Consider the following 22,850-nt stretch of genomic DNA (forward strand, 5'->3'; position numbering starts at 1 on the left):
AGTCCCTCACGACCTGGCCTATGGACGCGGCCAGAGGCGACGGGGAGGCCCTGAACCATCCTCTGGTGGAGCAGGGGCCCCGCACGCTGGCACCGCACCGGCGTCCCAGATCGCACGGCAACGCTAACCCGGCGCACCCGGGGAGCCGCAAGGCCATGAACCGACCATCACACGATCGAGCTAATTCGGCGCCCCGATGCACACTCCCGTACGAACGACAGACGGCCTCCACCCGCCCGCCCTGCGCAACACCCTGTGGCTGGTCCTGATCACGGTCACGCTCCGGGTCGCCTTCGGACTCGGCGTCGGCCTGCTCATCACGAAGATCAGGACGGGCACGGGTGTCTTCCGCACCCTCTTCTACCTGCCCTACCTGGCCCCGCCGGTGGCGGCCACCATGGCCTTCGCCTTCCTGCTCAACTCCGGTACCGGACCGGTCAACTCGATCCTCGAAGGCATCGGCATCCCTGCCCCCGGCTGGTTCAACGACCCCTCCTGGTCCAAGCCGGCCCTCACCCTGCTCGCCCTGTGGGGCATCGGCGACCTGATGGTCATCTTCATGGCCGCGCTGCTCGACGTACCCCGGGAGCAGTACGAGGCGGCCGAGCTGGACGGCGCGTCGGCCTGGCAGCGCTTCCGGTTCGTCACCCTGCCGAACATCTCGCCGATCGTGATGTTCGCCGTGGTCACCGGCGTGATCCAGGCCATGCAGTACTACGCCCAGCCACTGATCGCCGGGAAGGTCGCCTCGGGCGTGATCCAGGGCGCGGGCACCCAGTTCGAGCCCGGCTATCCCGACAAGTCGACCCTCACCCTCCCCCAGCTCGTCTACAACCTCGGCTTCCAGCGCTTCGACTACGGCTCCGCGTGTGTCGTCGCCCTCGTCCTCTTCGCCCTGTCGATGGCGTTCACCGCGTTGCTGATGCGGCGCCGGGGCGGGCTCATCCAGGCAGGTGACTGACCATGACCCAAGTACTGGACAGACCGGTGGAGTTGCCGGCGCCCGTCTCCCCGGCGGAGCGCACGGCCCGCCGCAGGGCGTTCCTCGAGTGGATCGCCATCCACTCCCTCGGGGTCGCGGTGGCGCTCTTCTTCACCCTCCCCTTCGTGTTCGTCTTCCTGACGTCCCTGATGAGCGACTCCCAGGCCCTCAGCCGCGATCTGATCCCGCACACCTGGGAGTGGGGCAACTACGCCAAGGTCTTCGACACGCCCGGCTTCCTGACCTGGTGGAAGAACACGCTCCTCTACGCCGGCGTAGGCACCGTCCTCACCGTCGTGTCCTCGATCCCCGTGGCGTACGCGCTCGCCAAGTTCCGCTTCCGGGGCCGCAATCTGTCCCTGATGCTGGTGATCTCGATGATGATGCTGCCGCCGCAGGTGGTCGTCATCCCGATGTACCTGTTCTGGGCGAAGCAGCTGGACCTGTCCGGCACGCTGTGGCCGCTGATCATCCCGATGGCGTTCGGCGACGCGTTCTCCATCTTCCTGCTGCGGCAGTTCCTGACGACGATCCCGAACGAGTACCTCGACGCGGCGCGGGTGGACGGCTGCGGCGAGCTGCGCACGCTGCTGAGGGTCGTCCTGCCGATGGCCAGGCCGGGCATCGCCGCGGTCGCCCTCTTCCAGTTCTTCTGCGCGTGGAACGACTACTTCGGCCCCCAGATCTACGCCTCCGAGAACCCCGGCGCCTGGACACTGAGTTACGGGCTGGAGTCGTTCAAGGGAGCGCACCACACCGACTGGAACCTCACCATGGCCGCGACCGTACTGGTCATGGCCCCCGTGATCCTCGTGTTCTTCTTCGCCCAGAAGGCGTTCGTCGAGGGCGTCACGCTCACCGGAGTAAAGGGTTGAACCACCTATGAAACTCACCGTGGTCGGCGGAGGATCGACCTACACACCCGAACTCATCGACGGCTTCGCCCGTCTGCGGGACACCCTGCCCGTCGAGGAACTGGTCCTCGTGGACCCGGCGGCGGACCGCCTGGACCTGGTGGGCGGCCTGGCCCGCCGTATCTTCGCCCGGCAGGACCACCCGGGCCGGATCGTGACCACCTCTGTGCTGGAGGAGGGCATCGAGGGCGCCGACGCGGTCCTGCTCCAACTCCGCGTCGGCGGCCAGGCGGCCCGCGAGCAGGACGAGACCTGGCCCCTGGACTGCGGCTGCGTCGGCCAGGAGACGACCGGCGCGGGCGGCCTCGCCAAGGCGCTGCGCACGGTCCCGGTGGTCCTCGACATCGCGGAACGGGTCCGTCGTACGAACCCCGACGCCTGGATCATCGACTTCACCAACCCGGTCGGCATCGTCACCCGCGCCCTGCTCCAGGCCGGCCACAAGGCGGTCGGCCTCTGCAACGTGGCGATCGGCTTCCAGCGGAAGTTCGCGGGACTGCTCGGCGTCACGCCCGGGGAGGTCCACCTGGATCACGTCGGCCTCAACCACCTCACCTGGGAGACGGCCGTACGCCTCGGCGGCCCGGAGGGCGAGGACGCCCTGCCCGAGCTCCTGTCCCAGTACGGCGACACGATCGCCGCCGACCTGCACCTGCCCCGCCCGCTCCTGGACCGCCTCGGCGTGGTCCCGTCGTACTACCTGCGCTACTACTACGCGCACGACGAGGTCGTACGGGAACTGAGAACGAAGCCGTCCAGGGCGGCCGAAGTAGCGGCCATGGAACGACAACTGCTGGAGATGTACGCCGACCCGGCCCTGGACGAGAAGCCGGAACTCCTCGCCAAGCGGGGCGGCGCCTACTACTCCGAGGCGGCGGTCGACCTGGCGGCCGGGCTGCTCGGCGGGGGCGGCAGCCCCTACCAGGTGGTGAACACCCACAACCGCGGCACCCTGCCCTTCCTCCCTCCCGACGCGGTGATCGAGGTACAGGCGGCCGTGGGACAGAAGGGGGCGACGCCGCTGTCCGTGCCGGCCGTGGACCCGCTGTACGCGGGCCTGATGGCGCAGGTGACGGCGTACGAGGAGCTGGCGCTGGACGCCGCGCTGCGGGGCGGCCGCGACCGGGTGTTCCGGACGCTGCTCGCCCACCCGCTCATCGGCCAGTACGAGTACGCCGACACCCTCACCGACCAGCTGATCGCACACAACCGGGAGCATCTCGCGTGGGCCTGACCGCAAGTGTCCTCGCCGTCGACGCGGGCAACAGCAAGACCGACGTCGCGGTCGTGGCGGCCGACGGAACCGTCCTCGCCACGGCCCGCGGCGGCGGGTTCCGACCGCCCGTGGTGGGCGTGGAGGCGGCGGTGGACAAGGTGGCGCAGGCCGTGGAACAGGCCTTCACCACGGCCGGAGTCGAGTCGGTCGACCACGTCTCCGCCTGCCTCGCCAACGCCGACTTCCCCGTCGAGGAGGAGCAGTTGGCGGCCGCGCTGCACGCGCGCGCGTGGGGGGCGAGTACGGAGGTCCGCAACGACACGTTCGCGGTGCTGCGGGCCGGCGTCACCGAACCGCGCGGGGTCGCCGTCGTCTGCGGCGCCGGCATCAACTGCGTCGGCATGCGTCCCGACGGCCGCACCGCCCGCTTTCCCGCGCTGGGGCGTATCTCCGGCGACTGGGGCGGCGGGTGGGGCCTCGCCGAGGAGGCCCTGTGGCACGCCTCGCGTGCGGAGGACGGCCGGGGTCCTGCCACGGCCCTTGCGCGCACCCTCCCGGCCCACTTCGGGCTGCCCTCCATGTACGCCCTCGTCGAAGCCCTGCATCTGGAGCACATCGGCACGGCCCGCCGCCACGAGCTGACGCCGGTCCTCTTCTCGACGGCCGTCGCCGGTGACGCGGTGGCCCGCGGCCTGGTCGACCGCCTGGCCGACGAGGTGGTGACCATGGCGACGGTGGCGCTGACGCGGCTGGATCTGTTGGAGGAGGAGACGCCGGTACTTCTGGGAGGCGGGGTGCTGGCGGCGCGGCATCCCCAACTGGACGACGGCGTACGTGACTTGCTGGCGTCCCGTGCCCCCAAGGCCGTACCGCAGGTGGTGACCGCGAGCCCTGTCCTGGGGGCGGCGCTGCTGGGGCTGGACCGGGTGGGCGCGTCCGGAGAGGTACAGGAGAGGGTGCGGGCGTACTTCGAGCACTGAGCCGGGTTTCGTCATGGCACCCGGCGCTGGTGCGGACGCCCCTGGGGGCTCCGCCCCCAGACCCCCGGCCTATGCCCACCCACCACCCGACTCGGTCACTCAAGAAGTGACCGTCGCCCTGGGGGCTCCGCCCCCAGACCCCCACGCACTCGCACCCGCGGCCGCCGACGCACCGGAGTGGGTCGTGGCGGTACGGCGCAGCCCGCCGCTCAGCTGGTCCCAGTACCGGTCCACCGTGGCAGCGGGCGGAGGGGCGCGACCCGCGGCGGGCTCGCCGTACCGCCGCGACCCCGACCCCCAGCGCGCCCCCTGCGCCCCACGCCCGCCCCCGCGGCCCCCGGATGGAACCGAACCGATTCCACCGGCGTATGAATGGGCAGGGGGTGGTGCGGGGCCGCGGCCGTACCACCGCAAGAGCACACTGCGATCCGATCAAGATCCAGCCAAGGCCGGTGCGGATGTCAGTCCCGGCAGCGATACTTGCGGCGACGGATGACCATGGGGGAGGTCAAGTGACACACCCGCCGAAAAGCAGCGCGGCACCACCAGGCTCCGGTGTGCCCACGATGCCTGCGGTACCACCGCAGCCGCAACCGCACCCGAGCGGCCCAGTGCCGCCGGTGCAGCACAACAACCCCACTCCTCCTACTCCCCCCGCCCCGCCCGAGCCGCCCCGCCGCACCGCCTTCGCCGAGGGCGTCGACCGACTGCGCACCGCCGCCACCACCGAGCCCGGCCGGCTGCGCATCATCGGCGCCGTCCTCGCCCTGCTCGTCGTCGCCTTCGGGGCCGTCACCGCCTGGCAGATGGCCGACCGGTCGACCGCCGCCGACGACGTGCTGAACAACAGCCAGCCGCTGAGCTCCGCCGCGGCCGACATATACCGCTCGCTCGCCGACGCCAACACCGCCGCCTCCAGCGGCTTCCTGGCCGGCGGCCAGGAGACGGCCGCCTCTCGCGACCGGTACGAGAAGGACATCGACGCCGCAGCCGAGGGCCTGGTCCAGGCGGCGGCGAACTCGGACCCGGACTCGCCGGCCGCCAAGACCGTGGCCAGGCTGAACAAGCTGCTGCCGGAGTACAAGGGCCTGGTCGAGCGGGCGCGGACGTACAACCGCCAGGGCTTCCCGGTCGGCGGCGCCTATCTGCGGTACGCCAACGAGAAGATGCAGAAGGAGATGCTCCCGGCGGCGGAGGATCTCTACAAGAAGGAGAACCAGCGCCTGCGCGCCGACTACGGCGACGCCACGCCCTACCCGTGGGCGGCGATCGGCCTCGGCGTCCTCGCGCTGGCCGCGCTCGCCTGGGCCCAGCACCGCAACTACCGGCGTACGAACCGCGTCCTGAACCACGGCCTGGTCGCGGCCACCGCGACCGCCACGGTGGTGCTGCTCTGGCTGGTCGTCGGCCACAGCGTGGCGCGCGCGGCCCTCGACGACTCCTACGACCACGGCGTCCGCTCGCTGAACGTCCTGCACGACGCCCGCATCGCCTCCCTGAAGGCGCGCGGCAGCGAGAACCTGACCCTGGTGGCCCGCGGCGCCGAGACCGTAGAGGTGGACGGCACGACGTACGACGCCTACGACCACGACTTCGGCGAGGAGATGGACACCCTCGGCAAGGGCCTGGCCGCGGCGGAGAAGCTCGCCGACGACAAGACGGGCGAGCAGCCGGTCACCGCGGCCGTCGGCAACATGACCGAGTGGAAGAAGCGTCATGCCGCGGCCCGCGCCCAGGACGAGAACGGCAACTACCAGGCGGCGCTGGACAGGGTGATCGGCCCCAAGGGCGCGACCGGCGAGTGCTTCGACAGCGTCGACGCGAACCTCGCCAAGGCGATCACGCACGAGAACGCCGAGTTCGAGCAGGCGGCCGGCAACGGCCTGGACGCGATGACGGGGCTCACGGTGGGCGCGGCCGTCCTCGCGGTCCTGGGCGCGGCCGGCGCCGTCCTGGGTATCGGCCGCAGGCTGTCGGAGTACCGGTGAGAGGGGGCGTGACGATGCGGCGGTGGATGCGAGGGCGAGGTCTGCGGGCCGGGCTGAAGGGCTGGGGCGGTGTGGGCGCGATGGCGGTCGTCTGCGCCCTGGCGTTGACGTTCGTGCTGCTGCTGCCGCTGATCCCGTCGGGCGGCGACGGCAGCACGGGCACGAGCGGCCCGGGCCTCGCGTACGGCAGCCGGGCCCGTGCCGAAGGGGGCTGCACCACGGACGAGATGGCGAAGGCCCCCGAGAAGCAGACGCTGTCCCCGTCCGGCGCGGACGGCCCGACCATCGAGGCGATCAAGAGCCGTGAGGGCGAGAAGCGCAAGCTGATCGTCGGCGTCGACCAGAACAGCTACCGCTGGGGCTACCGCGACCCGAACAGCGGCCAGGACGCGGCCCTCGAGGGCTTCGACATCGACCTGGTCCACCGCATCGCCGAGGACATACTCGGCGACCCGAACGCGGTCCAGTTCAAGGCGATCCCCACCGACCAGCGCATCCCGGCGATCAAGGACGGCCGGGTCGACATGGTCGTCCGTACGATGACGATCAACTGCACGCGCCTGGCCGATGTCGCCTTCTCCGCGCCCTACTTCAAGACCGGTCAGCAGGTCCTGGCGCCCAAGTCGTCGCCGATCACGGGGTACGACGGCTCGCTCGCGAAGCAGCGGATCTGCACGGCGAAGGGCTCCACCGCCAACACCACGCTGGTCGAGGGCCAGAAGTCGGGCAAGCTCGTCTCGTCCGCCGACCTGAGCACCACCGTCCCCAACCAGCTCGACTGCCTGGTGCGCCTCCAACTCGGCGAGGTGGACGCCGTGGTGACCGACGGCGCGCTCGCCGCGAGCCAGGCCGCCCAGGACCCGACGGTCGAGCTGAAGGGCGAACCCTTCACCGCCGAGTACTACGGCGTGGCGATGAAGAAGGACGCCGACGATCTGGTACGCCGGGTCAACCAGGTTCTGGTGGACTACCGCGAGGACACGGCGAACGGCTGGCAGGCGTCGTACGGCAGGTGGCTTTCGGCGACACTGGGCAAGGATCCGAAGACATCGGAACCGCCCACGCCGGCGGAGTACTTGCGCAAAAGCTGACAGACCATCAACCCATCAACCCACACCCCCATCAACCCACACCCCGTCAACCCACACCCCGTCAACACACAACGCAGCGAGAGGTGATCGATGGGCGTCACGGACCCCGCCGGGCCGGTGATGGACCGGGACGAGGTGGACCGTGCGCTGGCGCGGCTCGGCGCGGAGCACGAGGCCATCGAGACCTCGCTGTTCGCCCTCCAGGACCACGCGGGCCGCAGACTCCTAGAAGGCGCCGAGCTCACCGGCGTCACCAAGGAGCGCTGGCAGGCGGCGGAGGCGTCGATCAGCCTGCTGTGGGCCTACTTCGACGCCTACACCGGCGCGCTGCGCTCCGCCCGTGGCATCCGCGCCCGCCGCCGCTGGTCCAGCCGCGAGGACCTGGTGGAGCTGACCGAGCTGCTGCGCGGCGAGTCCGTCACGGTCGCCGGATCCGCCTCGGCGACGGCCAACGCGCCGACGCTGCACGGTGGTTCGGGCAAGCTCAGCGAGCGGTTCTCGCTGGTCACGCTCGTGGACCGGATGAACGAGCTGTACGCGACCTCGCTGGACATGGTCGTCGCCGCCGACGCCGTGTGGTCGGCGCTGCCCGCCCGTATCGATTTACTGGCCGCGGAGCTCCAGCGCACCCGCCGGCTGGCGCACTCCGTCGGCGTACGCCCCGGGGAACACCCGGCGGGCGACGACCTGGAGCGCATCACGCGCACCCTGACGAACCTGCGCGAGCAGGTGGTGTCCGACCCGCTGGCGTTCTGGGTCCCGACGCCGGGGAGTTCGGCACCCGGCGGCGGCAAGCCCGACACCACGGTGTACGACCGTGAGGCGCGCGCCCTGGAGGACGTGCGCCGGGAGATCGACGCCGTGCTGACGGTCCGGCAGGACGCGGAGGCCCGGCTGGTGAAGCTGCGGGACGTGCTGTCCCGCGCGGACCGCACCCTCGCCGAGGCACGCCTCGCGCGCGGCGAGGTCCTCGCGAAGATCGCGGCCACGGAGGTGCCGGTGGTCAGCGGCCCGCCGACCGTGCTGCAGGAGCAGCTGGCGACGGCCGCCGAGTACCGCAGACACGCCCAATGGCACCGCCTCTCCCCGCTCCTGGAGTCCCTGGAGCAGAAGGCGGAGGACGAACTGCTGCGCGCCCGCGAGTCGTTGACCGCGGTCACCCAGCCCCTGGCGGTCCGCGCGGAGCTGCGCGGCCGCCTCGACGCGTACAAGGCGAAGGTGTCCCGGCACGGCCTCGCGGAGGACCCGTTCCTGGTGGAGCGGTACGACGCGGCGCGGCGGATGCTGTGGAGCGCGCCCTGCGACCTGCGCGTCGCCGAACAGGCCGTGCTGCGCTACCAGCACGCGGCCGCCGAGCTGCTCGCCGCCCCTCGGGTGCCGGAGCAGCAGGGCGGGCCCGAGGACCGTAGAGGGCCCGGAGCATGAGCGACAGAAGGGGGACTGCGTCGTCATGAGTCAGGCACAACAGCCCTGCCAGCGGCCCGGCTGCGAGGGGGCGTACGAGGACGTGGGGGGCGGCGAGCTGTACTGCGACACGTGCGGTCTCGCCCCGGTCGTCTCCACGACCGGCATGGTCGGCTCACCGCCCACCGGGATCACGGCCGGCGGCCGCGGCTCCCGGAGTTCGTCCGGCAGCGCCAGTTCGCGCGCCAGCAGCCGCAGCAGTTCGCGTACGTCGTCGCAGTCGTCGAAGTCGCGGCGCTCGGTGTCGGGACGGCTGTCGCGCTCGGTGTCGGGACGGTCCACGGGCCGCTCGCTCTCGGTGCGCAGCTCCGGCGCGGGCGCCGGGTCGTCCTCCCGGGGCCGGCTGGGCGCGGGCCTGGTCGAGGTGCCGGGCGTGCCGCGTCCGGACCCGCGCGCGATGGTCCTGGAGAACCCGGAGGTGCCCGAGCGCAAGCGGTTCTGCTCGCGCTCCGACTGCGGGGCGCCGGTGGGGCGTTCGCGCGGCGAGCTGCCGGGGCGCACGGAGGGGTTCTGCACGAAGTGCGGCCACCCGTACTCCTTCGTCCCGAAGCTGAAGTCCGGCGACGTCGTGCACGGCCAGTACGAGGTCGCGGGCTGTCTGGCGCACGGCGGCCTGGGCTGGGTCTATCTCGCCGTGGACCGTGCGGTGTCGGACCGCTGGGTGGTGCTCAAGGGCCTGCTCGACACCGGCGACCAGGACGCGATGGCCGCCGCGATCTCCGAGCGGCGTTTCCTCTCGGAGATCGAGCATGCCAACATCGTGCGGATCTACAACTTCGTCGAGCACCTCGACCAGCGGACGGGTTCGCTGGACGGGTACATCGTCATGGAGTACGTCGGCGGCAAGTCCCTCAAGGAGATCGCCAACGCCCGCCGCAGCCCGCAGGGCAAGCGGGACCCGCTGCCGGTGGAGCAGGCGTGCGCATACGGCATCGAGGCGCTCGAGGCCCTCGGGCATCTGCACAGCCGCAACCTGCTGTACTGCGACTTCAAGGTCGACAACGCGATCCAGACCGAGGACCAGCTCAAGCTGATCGACATGGGCGCGGTGCGCAGGATGGACGACGACGAGTCGGCCATCTACGGCACGGTGGGCTACCAGGCGCCCGAGGTCGCCGAGGTCGGCCCGTCGGTCGCCTCCGACCTGTACACGGTCGCCCGCACCCTCGCCGTCCTCACCTTCGACTTCCAGGGCTACACGAACGTCTTCGTGGACTCCCTGCCCGACCCCGACAACATCGAGGTCTTTCGCCAGTACGAGTCGTTCTACCGGCTGTTGGTCCGCGCCACCGACCCGGACCCGGCCCGCCGGTTCGCGTCCGCCCAGGAGATGGCGGAACAGCTGACGGGCGTGCTGCGGGAGGTCGTGTCGCTCCAGTCGGGGCGTGCCCGCCCGGCGCTGTCGACGCTGTTCGGGCCCGAAGTGCGGGTCACCGACACGGTGTTGTTCCCGAAGCTGGACGGAGAGGTGTCGAGGCTGGGGGCGCGGACGGTGCCCGCCCGGCGGCGTTCCTCGGCCGGTTCCCTCCTGCCCGCCGCCGTCCCTGCCCTTCCGGCCGGCGACGGAGCCGTCACCAACGCAGCCGCCACCGCTCCCGGCCTGGTCAAGCCCGCCGACGCCCCCGCCGCCGCGCTCGCCCTGCCGGTGCCGCACGTGGACGCGTCCGATCCCAACGCCGGGTTCCTCGCCGGTCTGATGGCCACCGCGTCCGCCGAGCTGCTGGGGGCGATCGCCGCCGCTCCGACCCCGTCGACCGAGACGCGGCTGCGGCAGATCCGGGCCTGGCTGGAGAACGGCGACACGGACACCGCCCACCAGGCCCTGCTGAAGCTGGAGGAGGAGCGGCCCGACGACTGGCGGGTGGTCTGGTACCGGGGTGTCGCCGCGCTCGTCACCGGCGACCACGAGGCCGCCGCGCTCGGCTTCGACGCGATCTACGACGCCTTCCCCGGCGAGATCGCCCCCAAGCTGGCCCTCGGCCTGTGCGCGGAGGTGCTCGGGCAGCTCGACAACGCCGCCGAGTACTACCGCCTCGTCTGGTCGACCGACCCGAGCTATGTCAGCGCCGCCTTCGGCCTGGCCCGCGTCCAGCTCGCCACCGGCGACCGGCGGGGCGCCGTACGGACGCTGGAATCGGTGCCGGAGTCGTCCATCCACTACACGGCCGCGCGCGTGGCGGCCGTCCGGGCGCGGCTGCGGCAGCGCACGGCGGTGGCCGGCGACGTACCCTTCCTGGACGATCTGACGGCGGCAGCCGGACAGATCGAGGCCCTGGAGGCGTACGGCCTGGACCCGGCGCGGCGTGAGCAGTTGTCCGCGGAAGTCCTCGGCAGCGCGCTGGACTGGATACTCTCCGGTGGCCAGGGTTCCGCGCCTCCGCCGGCCGCCGGGGGGCGGGTGCTGCTCGGCAGCGGCCTGGACGAGCGGGGCCTGCGCTTCGGACTGGAGCGTTCGTACCGCACGCTGGCCCGGCTGGCGTCGGGCGGCGAGGAGAGGATCGACCTGGTGGAACGTGCCAACCGTTACCGCCCCCGGACATGGGTGTAGTTGATGTCGCAGATGCCCCAGCAGACCGCCCTGTCGAGGTGTCCGAGCTGCGAGGAACCCCTCGAGTCGGGTGACCGTTTCTGCGGTGCGTGCGGATACGACCTGTCCGCCGTACCCGCGCCGCCGGGCGACCACCCGACGATCGCCATGAACGGCGGCGTGCCGCTCCCGCCGGACGGCAGGCCCGCCATGCCACCGGCCGCACCGCAGCAGCCGCAGCAGCCGTACGCGGGCTCACCTCAGCCGCCGTTCACGGGCTCCGCGGTGTCCCCCGCCTCGGGCGTACGGTTCGACCGGTCGCCGGAGCCCGACGAGTACCCCCTCCAGGCCCCCGATCCACGCGTGGCCACCGATGTCCCGACCCCGCCCGACGGCATCAAGGTGTGCGTGGCCTGCCGGGCCGGCCGGGTCGACAGCGACGGCTACTGCGAGAACTGCGGGCACGCCCAGCCACGGGAGCGCGACCACATGGAGCAGGACATCGGCCCGGTGGCCGCCGTGAGTGACCGCGGTCTGCGGCACCACCGCAACGAGGACGCGTTCGGCCTCGGCTGTGCCGCGCTGCCGGACGGCTCGGCCGCGGTGGTGGCGATCGTCTGCGACGGCGTGTCCTCGGCGACCCGTCCCGACGACGCCTCGCTGGCCGCCTCCCGCGCGGCGAGCGAGTCGCTGCTCGCCGCGCTCCCCCACGGCACGCACCCGCAGCAGGCGATGCACGAGGCGATCGTCGCCGCCTCGCACGCGGTCAACGCGCTGGCCGAGGAGCCCGCCACGGCCCGCGAGCACGCCCCGCACCAGAACGCCCCCGCCTGCACCCTCGTCGGCGCGGTGGTGACCTCCGGGCTGCTGGTCGTCGGCTGGGTCGGCGACAGCCGCGCCTACTGGGTCCCGGTGGACCGCAGCACTCCCCCGGCCCGGCTCACCGAGGACGACTCCTGGGCCGCGCAGATGGTCGCCGCGGGCCTGATGAACGAGGCGGAGGCGTACGCCGACGAGCGGGCCCACGCGATCACCGGCTGGCTCGGCGCGGACGCCTACGAACTGGAGCCGCACACCGCTTCCTTCAAGCCGGACCGGCCTGGTGTGGTGGTGGTGTGCACCGACGGCCTGTGGAACTACGCGGAGGCGGCCGAGGAGATGGCCGAGGTCCTGCCGCCGGACGCCGCGGTGCGCCCCCTGCACAGCGCCCGCGTCATGGTCGGTCACGCCCTGGACGGCGGGGGCCACGACAACGTAACAGTGGCGGTCGTGCCGTTCCCGGCCCCGCCGCAGGGGGCAGGATCGGCCTGAGGGCCGCACACGGGGAAGTCTCGACGAACCGGAGGGGACCGGTCCGTCCACAGTCGTCGCCCCGCCCGAGGCGGGGAGTTCGAGGGGGATTTGAGTAGGTATGGCCAATTTCTCGAAGTCCAGCGTGCCGCAGTTCTCGGTGGACGTGTACCAGAACGAGTTCCTGCCGGAGGGCGGCCGCGAGGTCAACGCGATCGTCACGGTGACCGCGACCGGCGGCGGCACGATCGGAAGCGCGGTCGCGTCGCCCCACCTCTACTCGGCCGGTCAGGGCCCGTCCGCGGCCGTGGCGATCATGGTCGACTGTTCGGGCTCGATGGACTACCCGCCGACCAAGATGCGCAACGCGCGGGACGCCACGGCCGCCGCCATCGACACCCTGCGCGACGGCGTGCACTTCGCGGTGATCGGCGGCACGCACGTGGCCAAGGAGGTCTACCCGGGAAACGGCCGGCTCGCGGTCGCCGACGCCACCACGCGCGACCAGGCCAAACAGGCCCTGCGCAAGCTCAGCGCGGGCGGCGGTACGGCCATCGGCACCTGGCTGCGGCTCGCCGACCGGCTGCTGTCCTCCGCGGACGTGGCCATCCGCCACGGCATCCTGCTCACCGACGGCCGCAACGAACACGAGTCGCACGAGGACCTGAAGGCCTCCCTGGACGCCTGCGCCGGGCGGTTCACCTGTGACGCGCGCGGCGTGGGCACTGACTGGGAAGTGAAAGAAGTCACAGGAATCGCCTCCGCACTGCTCGGCACCGCCGACATCGTCGCCGACCCGGCGGGCCTGGCCGCCGACTTCACGCAGATGATGGAGACGGCGATGGGCAAGGAGGTCGCGGACGTCGCCCTGCGGCTGTGGACGCCGGTGGGCACCACTGTGAAGTTCGTCAAGCAGGTCGCGCCCACCGTCGAGCAACTGACCGACCGCCGCACCGAGTCCGGCCCGCGAGCGGGCGACTACCCCACCGGCTCCTGGGGAGACGAGTCCCGTGACTACCACGTCTGCGTCGAGGTCCCGGTCGCGAACATCGGCCAGGAGATGCTGGCCGCCCGGATCTCCCTGGTCGTCCCGCAGCCCGACGGCAGCACGCAGGCACTGGCCGGCGCGCAGGGTCTCGTACGGGCCGTCTGGACCGACGACATGGTCGCCTCCACGTCGATCAACCCTCAGGTCGCCCACTACACCGGCCAGGCAGAACTGGCACAAGCCATCCAACAAGGGCTCGATCTGCGCAAATCGGGAGACTTCGACGGAGCAACGGCCAAACTGGGCAGGGCCGTTCAGCTCGCGAGTGCCTCCGGGAACGCGGATACTGCGAAACTGCTTGCGAAGGTGGTCGACGTCGTCGATGCGGCGACAGGTACTGTGCGACTGAAGGCGAAGGTCGCGGAGGCCGACGAGATGACTCTCGAAACCCGGTCCACAAAGACTGTTCGTGTAAAGAAGTGACCTAGCAGGACCCGAGTAAGACCGAGTAGGACACAGAAGGAGAGGGGGACGCGCCGACATGCCGACCTGCCCGAACGGACACCAGTCGGGTTCCGACGACTGGTGCGAGGTCTGCGGTCACCGCATGGCTGGTGCCGTGCCTCCGCCCCCTCCGCCGCCGCCCCCGGGCGGAGGCTACGGCTTCCCGCCACCGCAGGGCCCGGGCACGCAGCCTGGCCCGCCCGGCGGCCGCGCGCCCGAGCCGGAACTGTGCCCGCAGTGCCGTACGCCCCGTGAGGGCGGTGCGCCGTTCTGCGAGGAGTGCCGGTGGAACTTCCTGACCAACACGGCCACGTCGTACACCCCGGCCGCACCGCCGCAGGCACCCGGCCCCAACCCGGCCGCGCGCTTCCAGCAGCAGCCTCCGGGGCCGTCGTACGGCGGCGGTGACGGCTACGACTACCAGGGCTCGCGCCCCTCGCAGATGAACCGCCCGGCCGAACCGATCCCGCCGGGCCCGCCGTTCGGCAACGGGCCGTCGGGACCGGGTGGTCCTGTTGGGCAGGGTGGGCCGGGTGGCCCTGGTGGTCCCCGCCCCGGTCAGGGTCCGGGTCAGGGTCAGGGCCCCGGTGGTCCGGGTGCTCCCGGTGGTTACGGCGGTCCCGGTGGTCCGAACGGTCCCGGTCAGGGCCCCGGCGGTCCGGGTGCTCCCGGCGGCTACGGCGGTCCCGGTGGTCCGAACGGTCCCGGTCAGGGCCCCGGCGGTCCGGGTGGACAAGGGGGTCCCGGTGGCCCGGGCGCTCCCGGTGGCTACGGCTATCCGCAGCCCGGTGGCCCCGGCGGCCCTGGTGGCCCGAGCGGTCCCGGCGGTCCCGGCGGTCCAGGGGCTCCCGGTGGCTACGGCTATCCACAGCCCGGCGGACCCGGTGGCCCTGGCGGCCCCGGCGGTCCCGGGCCTTTCGGTGCCGACCCGTCGCGGCCGGTTCCGCCGCCGCCCGGCCCGACCCCGCACGGCGGTCCTGGTGGCCCCGGCGGTCCCGGTCAGGGCCCCGGCGCACCCCAGGCTCCCCAGGCGTTCCAGCAGCCCGGTCCCGGCGGCCCGCCCGGGTACCCGCAGGACCCGAACCGGCAGCAGCAGGGCGGTCCGTCCTTCGGCGGTGGCGGCGACTGGGAACTCCCCCCGCCGTCGTCCACGGCACCCGGCGGCCCCGGCCAGGGTCCGGGCGGTCAGGGCCCTGGCGGCGGGTACGGCTATCCGCAGCCCGGCGCGACCCAGGCCCCGCCCGCTCCTCCCGGCCCCGGCTACCCGCAGCAGCCGTCGACCTGGTCGGCGACCATCGGCCCGGACCGTGACTACTTCATGGCGATGATGCAGCGCTCCGGGCCCGAGGCCGCAGGTCTCAACCTGCCCGCGTACTCGCCCGAGCAGCAGCGCGCCCTCACCGGCAACCAGATCACCATCGGCCGCCGCCGGCACTCCACCGGCGACACCCCCGACATCGACCTGGCGGTGCCGCCGGAGGACCCGGGCGTCTCGCACCAGCACGCGGTGCTGGTCCAGCAGCCGGACGGCTCCTGGGCGGTCGTCGACCAGAACTCGACGAACGGCACGACGGTCAACGGCTCGGAGGAGCCGATCCAGCCCTTCGTGCCGGTGCCGCTGCAGGACGGGGACCGGGTGCACGTGGGCGCCTGGACGACGATCACCATCCACCGCGGCTGATCAACAGCGGCTGATCAACAGCGGCTGATCAACAGCGGCTGATCAACAGCGGCTGATCAACAGCGGCTGATCAACGGCGGGCTGATCAACGGCGGTCGGTCATCGGAGAGACTGCCGGAGGGGTTAATCGGAGGGGCCACGCATACGGCCCCTCCGGGTCGTCCAGCCACGCCCACTCGCGTTCGCCGCTGACCGTGAGGCCGTAGCGCTCGCGCTGCGGCTGCCCCTCGCGCTCCCACAGTGCGTACGCCTCCTGCGGATCGAGGCTGCCGCGGGTCAGCGCAAGCAGGAAGCGGAACAGTTCGTGGTCCCTGGCCCGGCGCGGCACGCCGCCCAGCGGGGCCTGCTCCGGCTCGGGCCCGCCGCCGCGCAGCGGCACGAAGTAGGCGGGCGTGTGCAGGAAGTGCCCCTCGGCCTGCCCGGTGTCCGTCACCGTCAGCGCGACCAGGCCGGTGGCGAGCGGGGTCAGGATGCGGGCGCCGGGGCGGCACTGGGAGAGCCAGGCGGGCGGGATCGACGGCAGTGTGCAGGTCGCGATGATCCGGTCGAACGGGGCGCGTTCGGGCACCCCGCGCGCTCCGTCGCCGGTGACGACGACCGGGTGGTACCCGGCGGCCGCCAGATGCTGCCGGGCCGCCTCGGTGATCTCGGGTTCCAGGTCGACGGTGGTGACGAGGCCGTCGTCGCCGAGCCGGTGGGCGAGCAGCGCCGCGTTGTACCCCGTACCCGCGCCGATCTCCAGGACCCGGTCGCCGTCCCGCACCCGCAGTTCGGCCAGCATCATCGCCATCAGTGAGGGCTGGCTGCTGGAGGAGACCAGCTCGCCGTCGCGCAGCCGGGTGGCCAGCGGGGCGTCGGCGTAGGCGCCGCGCAGCCAGCGTTCGCGGTTGCGCGGGTCGGGGCTCTCGCCCCAGCGCCGCTCGTAGCCGCCCACGACCCCGACGTAGTAGTACGGCACGAACAGATGCCGCGGCACCGCCAGGAACACCTCCCGCCACACCGGGTCGGCGGCCCACGCCCCGCTCGCGTCGATCTCCCGTACCAGCTCAGCCCGCGCGGCGGCGGCGAGGTCGGTGAGGTGTTTGTAGTCCCGGTCGAGATCGTGGGCGCCCATGGGTCCACTGTCCTGCGGCAGCCGCCCGGAAGCGAGCCGTTGCGTCGGTCCTAGGCCTTGAGTCCTGGGTCTCCCCGTCTGAGACCATGGGTGATGTGACAGAGATTCGGCGCGGCACGCTTCAGGAGCAGACCTTCTACGAGCAGGTCGGCGGGGAGGAGACCTTCCGCCGCCTCGTCCACCGTTTCTACGAGGGAGTCGCCGAGGACCCGATCCTGCGGCCCATGTACCCGGAGGAGGACCTGGGCCCGGCCGAGGAGCGCCTCGTGCTGTTCCTGATCCAGTACTGGGGCGGCCCGACGACGTACAGCGACAACCGCGGCCACCCGCGGCTGCGGATGCGCCACGCCCCCTTCACCGTCGACCGGGCGGCGCACGACGCCTGGCTGAAGCACATGCGGGAGGCCGTCGACGAACTCGGCCTGTCCGAGGAGCACGAGCACACGCTGTGGAACTACCTGACGTACGCGGCGGCCTCGATGGTGAACACCCCCGACTGAGCACGACCGACTGAGCGATACCGACTGAGCACGACCGTCGAGGCTCGGATTCCGGTCGTACGACCCCGGATTCCGATCACAATCCGGTCAAGCCCAGCCCTGAAGCGCTTACCCCCGGCCCGTCCCCTCTGACAACATCGCCCGGAGATCCGGACAACGGCGGGGGAACGACGGAGCACGGCGGGGGGCCGGGTGACGGGGTGGGGTGGGGCCGCGAGGTTCGTCCTCCTGCGTGCCCGGGCGCACCGGCTGCTGCTCGCCGCCGCCCTGCTGACCGTCCTGCTCACCACGGCCGTCCTGGCGACCCTCGCCGCCTACTCGGGCGCGATCGGCGACGCGGCCCTGCGCCATTCCTTACGGGATCCCCGCAACGCCGTCGACACCGCGCTGACCGTCAAGGCCGACGTGCCGGCCGATCGGCGCACGGCCGCCGACGCCGCCGTGCGGGACGCGGCCCGCAAGACCTTCGACGGACTGCCGGTGACCGTGCGGACCATGCACCGGTCGGGCCCGTACGCCCTGCCCCGCTCCCTGCAACCGCCCGCCGAGCGGTCCGGGGACCCGGATCTGACCTTCTTCGCGGCCCTGGACCCCACGCAGCTGCGGCTCGTCGCCGGACGGCTGCCCGGCCGGAGCGACGGCGGCGTCGAGGTGGCCCTTCCGCAGACCGCCGCCCGGCTCCTGGGCCTCGGGCCCGGTGACCGCCTCACCGTCACCGACCGGCTCGGCGGCCCGAAGGTACGCGTCACGGTCACCGGCCTCTACCGGCCGGCCCGGGCGGACGCGCCGTACTGGACGCTGGACGACCTGGGCGGCCGAGGGGTCAAGCAGGTCGACTTCACGACGTACGGTCCGCTGCTCGCCGATCCGGGTGTGACGGCCGGCGAGGCGGTGAGCGCCGGGCCGTCGGCCTGGCTGGCGTCGGCCGACTTCTCGACGCTGACGACCGGGCGGATCGACGACCTGCGGGCGGCGGCCCGCGCCGGGAACTCGGCGCTGCGGGGGCAGCCGGTGCTCAGCGGCAGTACCGCCGCGGCCACCGACCTGCCCGACGTCCTCGACCGTGTCGACCGCTCGCTGCTCGTCTCCCGCTCCACGCTCCTGATCGTCGCCCTCCAGCTGGTACTGCTGGCGGCCTGTGCCCTGCTGCTGGTGGCGCGGCTGCTGAGTACCGAACGCACCGGCGAGACCCGGCTGTTGCTGGCCCGCGGCGCCTCCCGGCGCCGGATCGCGGGCCTCGCCGCCCTGGAGGCGCTGCTGCTGGCCGTCCCCTCGGTGGTCTGCGCGCCGCTGCTCGCGGGGCCGCTGACCCGGCTGCTGGCCGGGCGGGGTCCGCTGGCCCGGATCGGGCTGCACCTGGACGTGCCGGCGGGCGGGCGCGCGGGGGTGTGGCTGGTGGCGGCCGGTGTGGCGCTGGGCTGTGCGCTCGCGGTGACGCTGCCCGCGCTGACCTCGTCGTTCGGCTCCGGGCGGACGCGTGCGCTGCCCTCCGCGATCCGCGCGGGTGCGGACCTCGGGCTGCTGGCGGTGGCCGCCGTCGCGTACTGGCAGCTGAGCCGCCAGACCTCCGGCGCCGTGACCGGCGACACCACGGGCGCCCTCGGCGTCGACCCGCTGCTGGTGGCGGCGCCCGCGCTCGCGCTGCTGGCCGGGACGGTCCTGACACTGCGGCTGCTGCCGCCGGTGGCGCGGCTCGCCGAACGCCGGGCGGCCGGCGGGCGCGGGCTGACCGCGGCGCTGGCGGGCTGGCAGATCGCGCGGCGCCCGACGCGCGGGGCGGGCCCGGTGCTGCTGCTGGTCCTCGCCGTCGCGCTGGGCATGCTGGCGATCGGCCAGGGCGCCTCCTGGGACCGCTCGCAGAACGACCAGGCCGACTTCCGGGCCGGGGTGCCGGTGCGGGTCCTGGCCGCCGGGGACGGCGGGCTCGGCCGCACCGACGAGTACGCGGCCGTACCGCAGGTACGAGAGGTCGCCCCCGCCGTACGCACGGAGCTGCCGCTGTCCGGCAACCGGACCGCGACCGTGCTGGCCCTGGACACCGCGCACGCGGCGGACGCCCTGCTGATGCGCCCCGACCTGGCGTCCGAGCCGGTCCGGCCGCTGCTGGCCGGGCTGGGACCGAGGGGGGCGTCGGCGGGCGTGCGGGTGCCCGCGGGCACCGACCGGCTGCGGCTGGCGGCGACCCTGCGCAGCTCCGCGGGCGCGGGCACGACGGCGGACGTCACCGTCACCCTCCAGGACCGCTACGGCACCCCGTACCAGGTCCCGGCCGGCGAACTCCCCGTCGACGGCCGCCGCCACACCCTGGACATGGACGTCCCGTCGGGTCCGCTCACCCTCACCGGCATGGACTGGGTCATCACCCAGCCGGCCGACCGCGCCGAGCAACACCGGTTCGTGCTGGACGAGTTGACCGCCGTGGATCCCGACGGGGCGGTACGGCCGCTGCCGCTGCCCACCGACTGGAAGGCCGGGGCGGCGAGCGAGGCGGAGGACTCGGGGCCGGACGAGGACACGAAGCCGACCGAGCCGCGCCTGAGTACGCCAGCGGGGCGGCCGACAGTGGACTACGGCACGGGGTACGTCCCCTCCGAATACAACTGGGTCCTCTCGGCGTTGACGCTGCGGCTCCAGGTCGTCCAGCCCCCGCCGCCCGCCGTCACGGCCGTCGCCACCGACCGCTTCCTCGCCTCCGCGGGCGCCCGCACCGGGCAGCGCGTGGACGTGGCGTTCGGCGGCGCGACCCTGCCCGTGCGGATCACGCACTCGGTACGGTCCCTGCCGACCACCGAGGAGGCCACGGGCGGGGCGCTGATGGTCGATCTGCGCTCCGTGAACCGGGTGCTGGCGGCGCGGCACGCGGAGGGCATCACGCCCACCGAGTGGTGGCTGCGGACCCGGCCCGGCGAGGCGGCCGACGCCGCCGCGGCGCTGCGGGCGCGGCCCGACCTGGATCCGGCGCAGGTGGTGGTGCGGGACGAGATCGCCGAGCAGCTGCGCGACGACCCGTTCGGCGCGGGCCCCGAAGCGGCGTTCGCCGCGGCGGCCGGGGTGGCGGCGGCGCTGGCCGCGGTCGGGTTCGCGGTGAGCGCGACGGGTTCCCTGCGGGAGCGGGGCGCCGAGTTCGCCGTACTGCGCGCGCTGGGCGCCCCGCGCCGACGGCTGGCCCGCACCATCGCCGTCGAGCAGGGGGTGCTGGTGGCGCTGGCGCTGCTGGTGGGCGCCGCCCTGGGCACGGTGCTGACCCGGGCTGTGGTCCCGCTGATCGTCCTGACCTCCGAGGCCGCCCGGCCGGTACCCCAGGTGCTCGTCGAACTGCCGGTCACGGGGGTCGCCGTACTGCTGACGGCGGTGGCCCTGCCTCCGGTCCTGGTCACGGCGGTGCTGGCGCTGCGGCGGGCGAATCCGGTCACGTCGTTGCGCGAACAGGGCGGTGAGTGAGGTGAGTTCGGTCATGGCGCCATGGGTGCGGACCAGGCTGCGGACCGCCCCCGGGGCCGCCTGCGCGCTCGCCGTGCTGGTGGCGCTGACCGCGTGTCTGACCGCCGCGTTCCCCCGCGCCGTCGACCGGTACGGGGACGCCGGACTGCACCGGGCCGTCGCGCAGGCCGGACCCGAGCGGAGCGGAGTGCGGGTCGCCGCCCCGATACCGAGCCCGCTGCTGCCGCAGACACAGCGGGAGGACGCCCTGCGTCCCGAGGCCCTGTCCCGGCAGTACGCCGAGGTCCGCGCCCTCGTCCCCGGGCCGCTCACCGTCGACGGCGGCCAGTCGACGTACGGCGTGCGCACCACCACCGACCTGGTGGCGCCGGACTCCTGGCTGCCGAGGCCGACCGGTCTGCCCGCGCAGGTGTCCCTCGTCGCCCAGGCGGGCCTCGCCGACCACGCGGACCTGCGCACCGGACGCCTTCCGCGCGCGACCGGCCAGGTGACCTCCGCGACGGCCGAGGTGGAGGCCGCGGTCACCGTCGAGACCGCCAAGAGCCTGCGCATCAAGGCCGGTTCGGTGATCCACGTACCCGGCGTGGAACGCGAGCCCCTCGCCGTCCGCGTCACGGCGATCGTCGCCCCGCGCGACCCGGCCGGCGCCTACTGGTCGGTCCAGCCCCTCCTGCGCACCCCCACCCTCGTCCGCCTGCCCGGCCCCTCCTCGGACGCGGACCGGTACTGGCTCGGCGCCCTCCTCCTCGCCCCCGAGGCGGCCCCGGCGATCCTGGGCACGCCCGGAAACCCTTGGCGGTACTGGCAGTTGACCCCCGCCACCGACGCCCTCCACGCCCACGACACGGAGCGGCTGCGCTCCGCGATCGCCTCCCTGGAATCCGGCCCGGCACTGCAGAAGGTGCGCACCGCGATCGGCGACCTCGCGGACGAGTACACCGCCGGCGTCACCGACGTGAACACCGATCTCGACGACGTGCTCGCCGCCTACGCCCGGCTCCGCGAGGGCGTCGACCCGCTCGTCTCCGTCGCCGCGTTCGGCACCGGCACGGTCGCCTCCGTCGTCCTGCTCATGGCGGGCGGCCTCGCCGCCGACCGCCGCCGCACCGAACTCGCCCTCCTGCGCGCCCGCGGCGCCTCGCTGCGGGGCGTGACGGGCCGTCTGCTCGCCGAGACCACGGTCATCGCCCTCCCCGCGGGCGCCCTCGGCCTCACGGCCGCGCTGCTCGCCCTGTCGGCCCCCCGCGCGCTGCCCGCCGTCCTGACGGCCGCGGCGGTCACGGCCCTCGCCTGCTGCGCCCTGCCCCTGCGGGCCGCCGCCGCGCACCGGGCGGTACGCGTCCACGGCGGCCGCGAGGACGTGACGTCCGTACGTCCGTCCCGCCGCCGTACGGTCGCGGAGCTCACGCTGGTGGTCCTCGCGGCCGGCGCGGTCGAGACCCTGCGCCGACGCGGCACGTCGGGTTCCGCCGGGGACCAACTGGTGTCGCTGGCCCCGGTGTTGATCGGCGTGATCGCGGCGCTGGTCCTGGTCCGGCTGTACCCGCTCCCGTTGCGGGCGCTGGCTCGCCCGGCCGGCCGGCTGCGGGGCGCGGTGGGCCATCTCTCGCTGGCCCGCGCGGGCCGTACCTCCGTCCCGGCGACGCTTCCCCTCCTCGCTCTGCTGACCGCCCTCACCACCGCGGCCTTCGGCGGCTCGGTCCTCGCCGGGGTGCGCGAGGCCCGCGACCACGCGGCCCTGCTCACCGTCGGCGCCGACGCCCGCATCGAGACGACCGGCCCCCTGCCGACCGCCCTGCCCGACCGGATCCGCCGTGTGCCGGGCGTGGACGGGGTGGCGGAGGCGAGCATCGCGTATCAGGCGAGGCCGGAGGAGGGGCGGGAGACGGTGCCGCTGGTGGGGGTGGATCCCGGGGAGTACGCGGCGTTGGCGGGGCGGGTGGGGGTTGGGGCGTTTGGGGGAGGGGAGTTGAGGGCTGGGGCGGGTTCGGGGGCGGCGGCTGGGGCGGGTTCCGGGACGGCGGCTGGGACGGGTTCCGGGGCGGATTCCGGGTCGGCGGCTGGGTCGAGTTCCGGGGCGGATTCCGGGTCGGCGGCTGGGACGGGTTCCGGGGCGGATTCCGGGACGACGTCCGGGCCTGCCTCCGGGTCGGGTTCCGGGACGACGGCT

General features: G+C 73.4%; 14 protein-coding genes and 1 pseudogene. 14 read left to right on the forward strand and 1 reads right to left on the reverse strand.

Annotated elements, in window-relative coordinates:
• Positions 1-235: 235 nt before the first annotated feature.
• The 11 genes and pseudogenes from AC5P09_RS33795 to AC5P09_RS33845 all read left to right on the forward strand — a co-directional run.
• A pseudogene (locus AC5P09_RS33795) lies at positions 236-961 on the forward strand (carbohydrate ABC transporter permease); the annotation flags it as partial.
• Between the two features lie 2 nt (positions 962-963).
• Positions 964-1,857, forward strand: coding sequence for a carbohydrate ABC transporter permease (locus tag AC5P09_RS33800; protein WP_493877525.1), 894 nt, complete (start codon positions 964-966; stop codon positions 1,855-1,857).
• 7 nt (positions 1,858-1,864) lie between these two features.
• On the forward strand, positions 1,865-3,130 hold the full coding sequence (locus AC5P09_RS33805) for a 6-phospho-beta-glucosidase (protein WP_493877526.1): 1,266 nt from the start codon (positions 1,865-1,867) through the stop codon (positions 3,128-3,130).
• Positions 3,121-4,092, forward strand: a complete 972-nt coding sequence (locus AC5P09_RS33810; RefSeq protein WP_493877527.1) for an N-acetylglucosamine kinase — start codon at positions 3,121-3,123, stop codon at positions 4,090-4,092. Before AC5P09_RS33805 ends, AC5P09_RS33810 begins: the two co-directional genes overlap by 10 nt.
• A 512-nt stretch (positions 4,093-4,604) precedes the next feature.
• Positions 4,605-6,080 (forward strand): GlnX family signal transduction membrane protein, encoded by a 1,476-nt coding sequence (locus AC5P09_RS33815; protein ID WP_493877528.1) that lies wholly within the window; start codon positions 4,605-4,607, stop codon positions 6,078-6,080.
• Between the two features lie 26 nt (positions 6,081-6,106).
• A complete protein-coding gene (locus tag AC5P09_RS33820) occupies positions 6,107-7,171 on the forward strand; it encodes a glutamate ABC transporter substrate-binding protein (protein ID WP_493877529.1) in 1,065 nt (354 codons plus the stop codon).
• Positions 7,172-7,261: 90 nt separating this feature from the next.
• Positions 7,262-8,596, forward strand: coding sequence for a hypothetical protein (locus tag AC5P09_RS33825; protein WP_493877530.1), 1,335 nt, complete (start codon positions 7,262-7,264; stop codon positions 8,594-8,596).
• A 25-nt stretch (positions 8,597-8,621) separates the two neighbouring features.
• A complete protein-coding gene (locus AC5P09_RS33830) occupies positions 8,622-11,183 on the forward strand; it encodes a serine/threonine-protein kinase (protein WP_493877531.1) in 2,562 nt (853 codons plus the stop codon).
• Positions 11,184-12,473, forward strand: coding sequence for a PP2C family protein-serine/threonine phosphatase (locus tag AC5P09_RS33835; RefSeq protein ID WP_493877532.1), 1,290 nt, complete (start codon positions 11,184-11,186; stop codon positions 12,471-12,473).
• Positions 12,474-12,573: 100 nt separating this feature from the next.
• Positions 12,574-13,923, forward strand: coding sequence for a vWA domain-containing protein (locus AC5P09_RS33840; RefSeq protein ID WP_266439445.1), 1,350 nt, complete (start codon positions 12,574-12,576; stop codon positions 13,921-13,923).
• A 58-nt stretch (positions 13,924-13,981) separates the two neighbouring features.
• Complete coding sequence (locus AC5P09_RS33845) at positions 13,982-15,625, forward strand: FHA domain-containing protein (protein WP_493877533.1); 1,644 nt, start codon at positions 13,982-13,984, stop codon at positions 15,623-15,625.
• Positions 15,626-15,710: 85 nt separating this feature from the next.
• Here AC5P09_RS33845 and AC5P09_RS33850 read toward each other — a convergent pair whose 3' ends face one another.
• Complete coding sequence (locus tag AC5P09_RS33850; protein ID WP_493877534.1) at positions 15,711-16,739, reverse strand: methyltransferase domain-containing protein; 1,029 nt, start codon at positions 16,737-16,739, stop codon at positions 15,711-15,713.
• Between the two features lie 86 nt (positions 16,740-16,825).
• Between AC5P09_RS33850 and AC5P09_RS33855 the strand changes: the two genes are divergently transcribed.
• From AC5P09_RS33855 to AC5P09_RS33865, 3 genes are all read left to right on the forward strand, one after another.
• The gene (locus AC5P09_RS33855; protein ID WP_493877535.1) at positions 16,826-17,239 is read left to right on the forward strand and encodes a globin; all 414 of its coding nucleotides are present in this window, start codon (positions 16,826-16,828) and stop codon (positions 17,237-17,239) included.
• A gap of 192 nt (positions 17,240-17,431) precedes the next feature.
• A complete protein-coding gene (locus AC5P09_RS33860) occupies positions 17,432-20,680 on the forward strand; it encodes an FtsX-like permease family protein (RefSeq protein WP_493877536.1) in 3,249 nt (1,082 codons plus the stop codon).
• A 13-nt stretch (positions 20,681-20,693) separates the two neighbouring features.
• The coding region (locus tag AC5P09_RS33865; protein ID WP_493877537.1) for an ABC transporter permease at positions 20,694-22,850 on the forward strand (2,157 nt) is incomplete at its 3' end.

This window comes from Streptomyces sp. a15, from assembly GCF_059026085.1.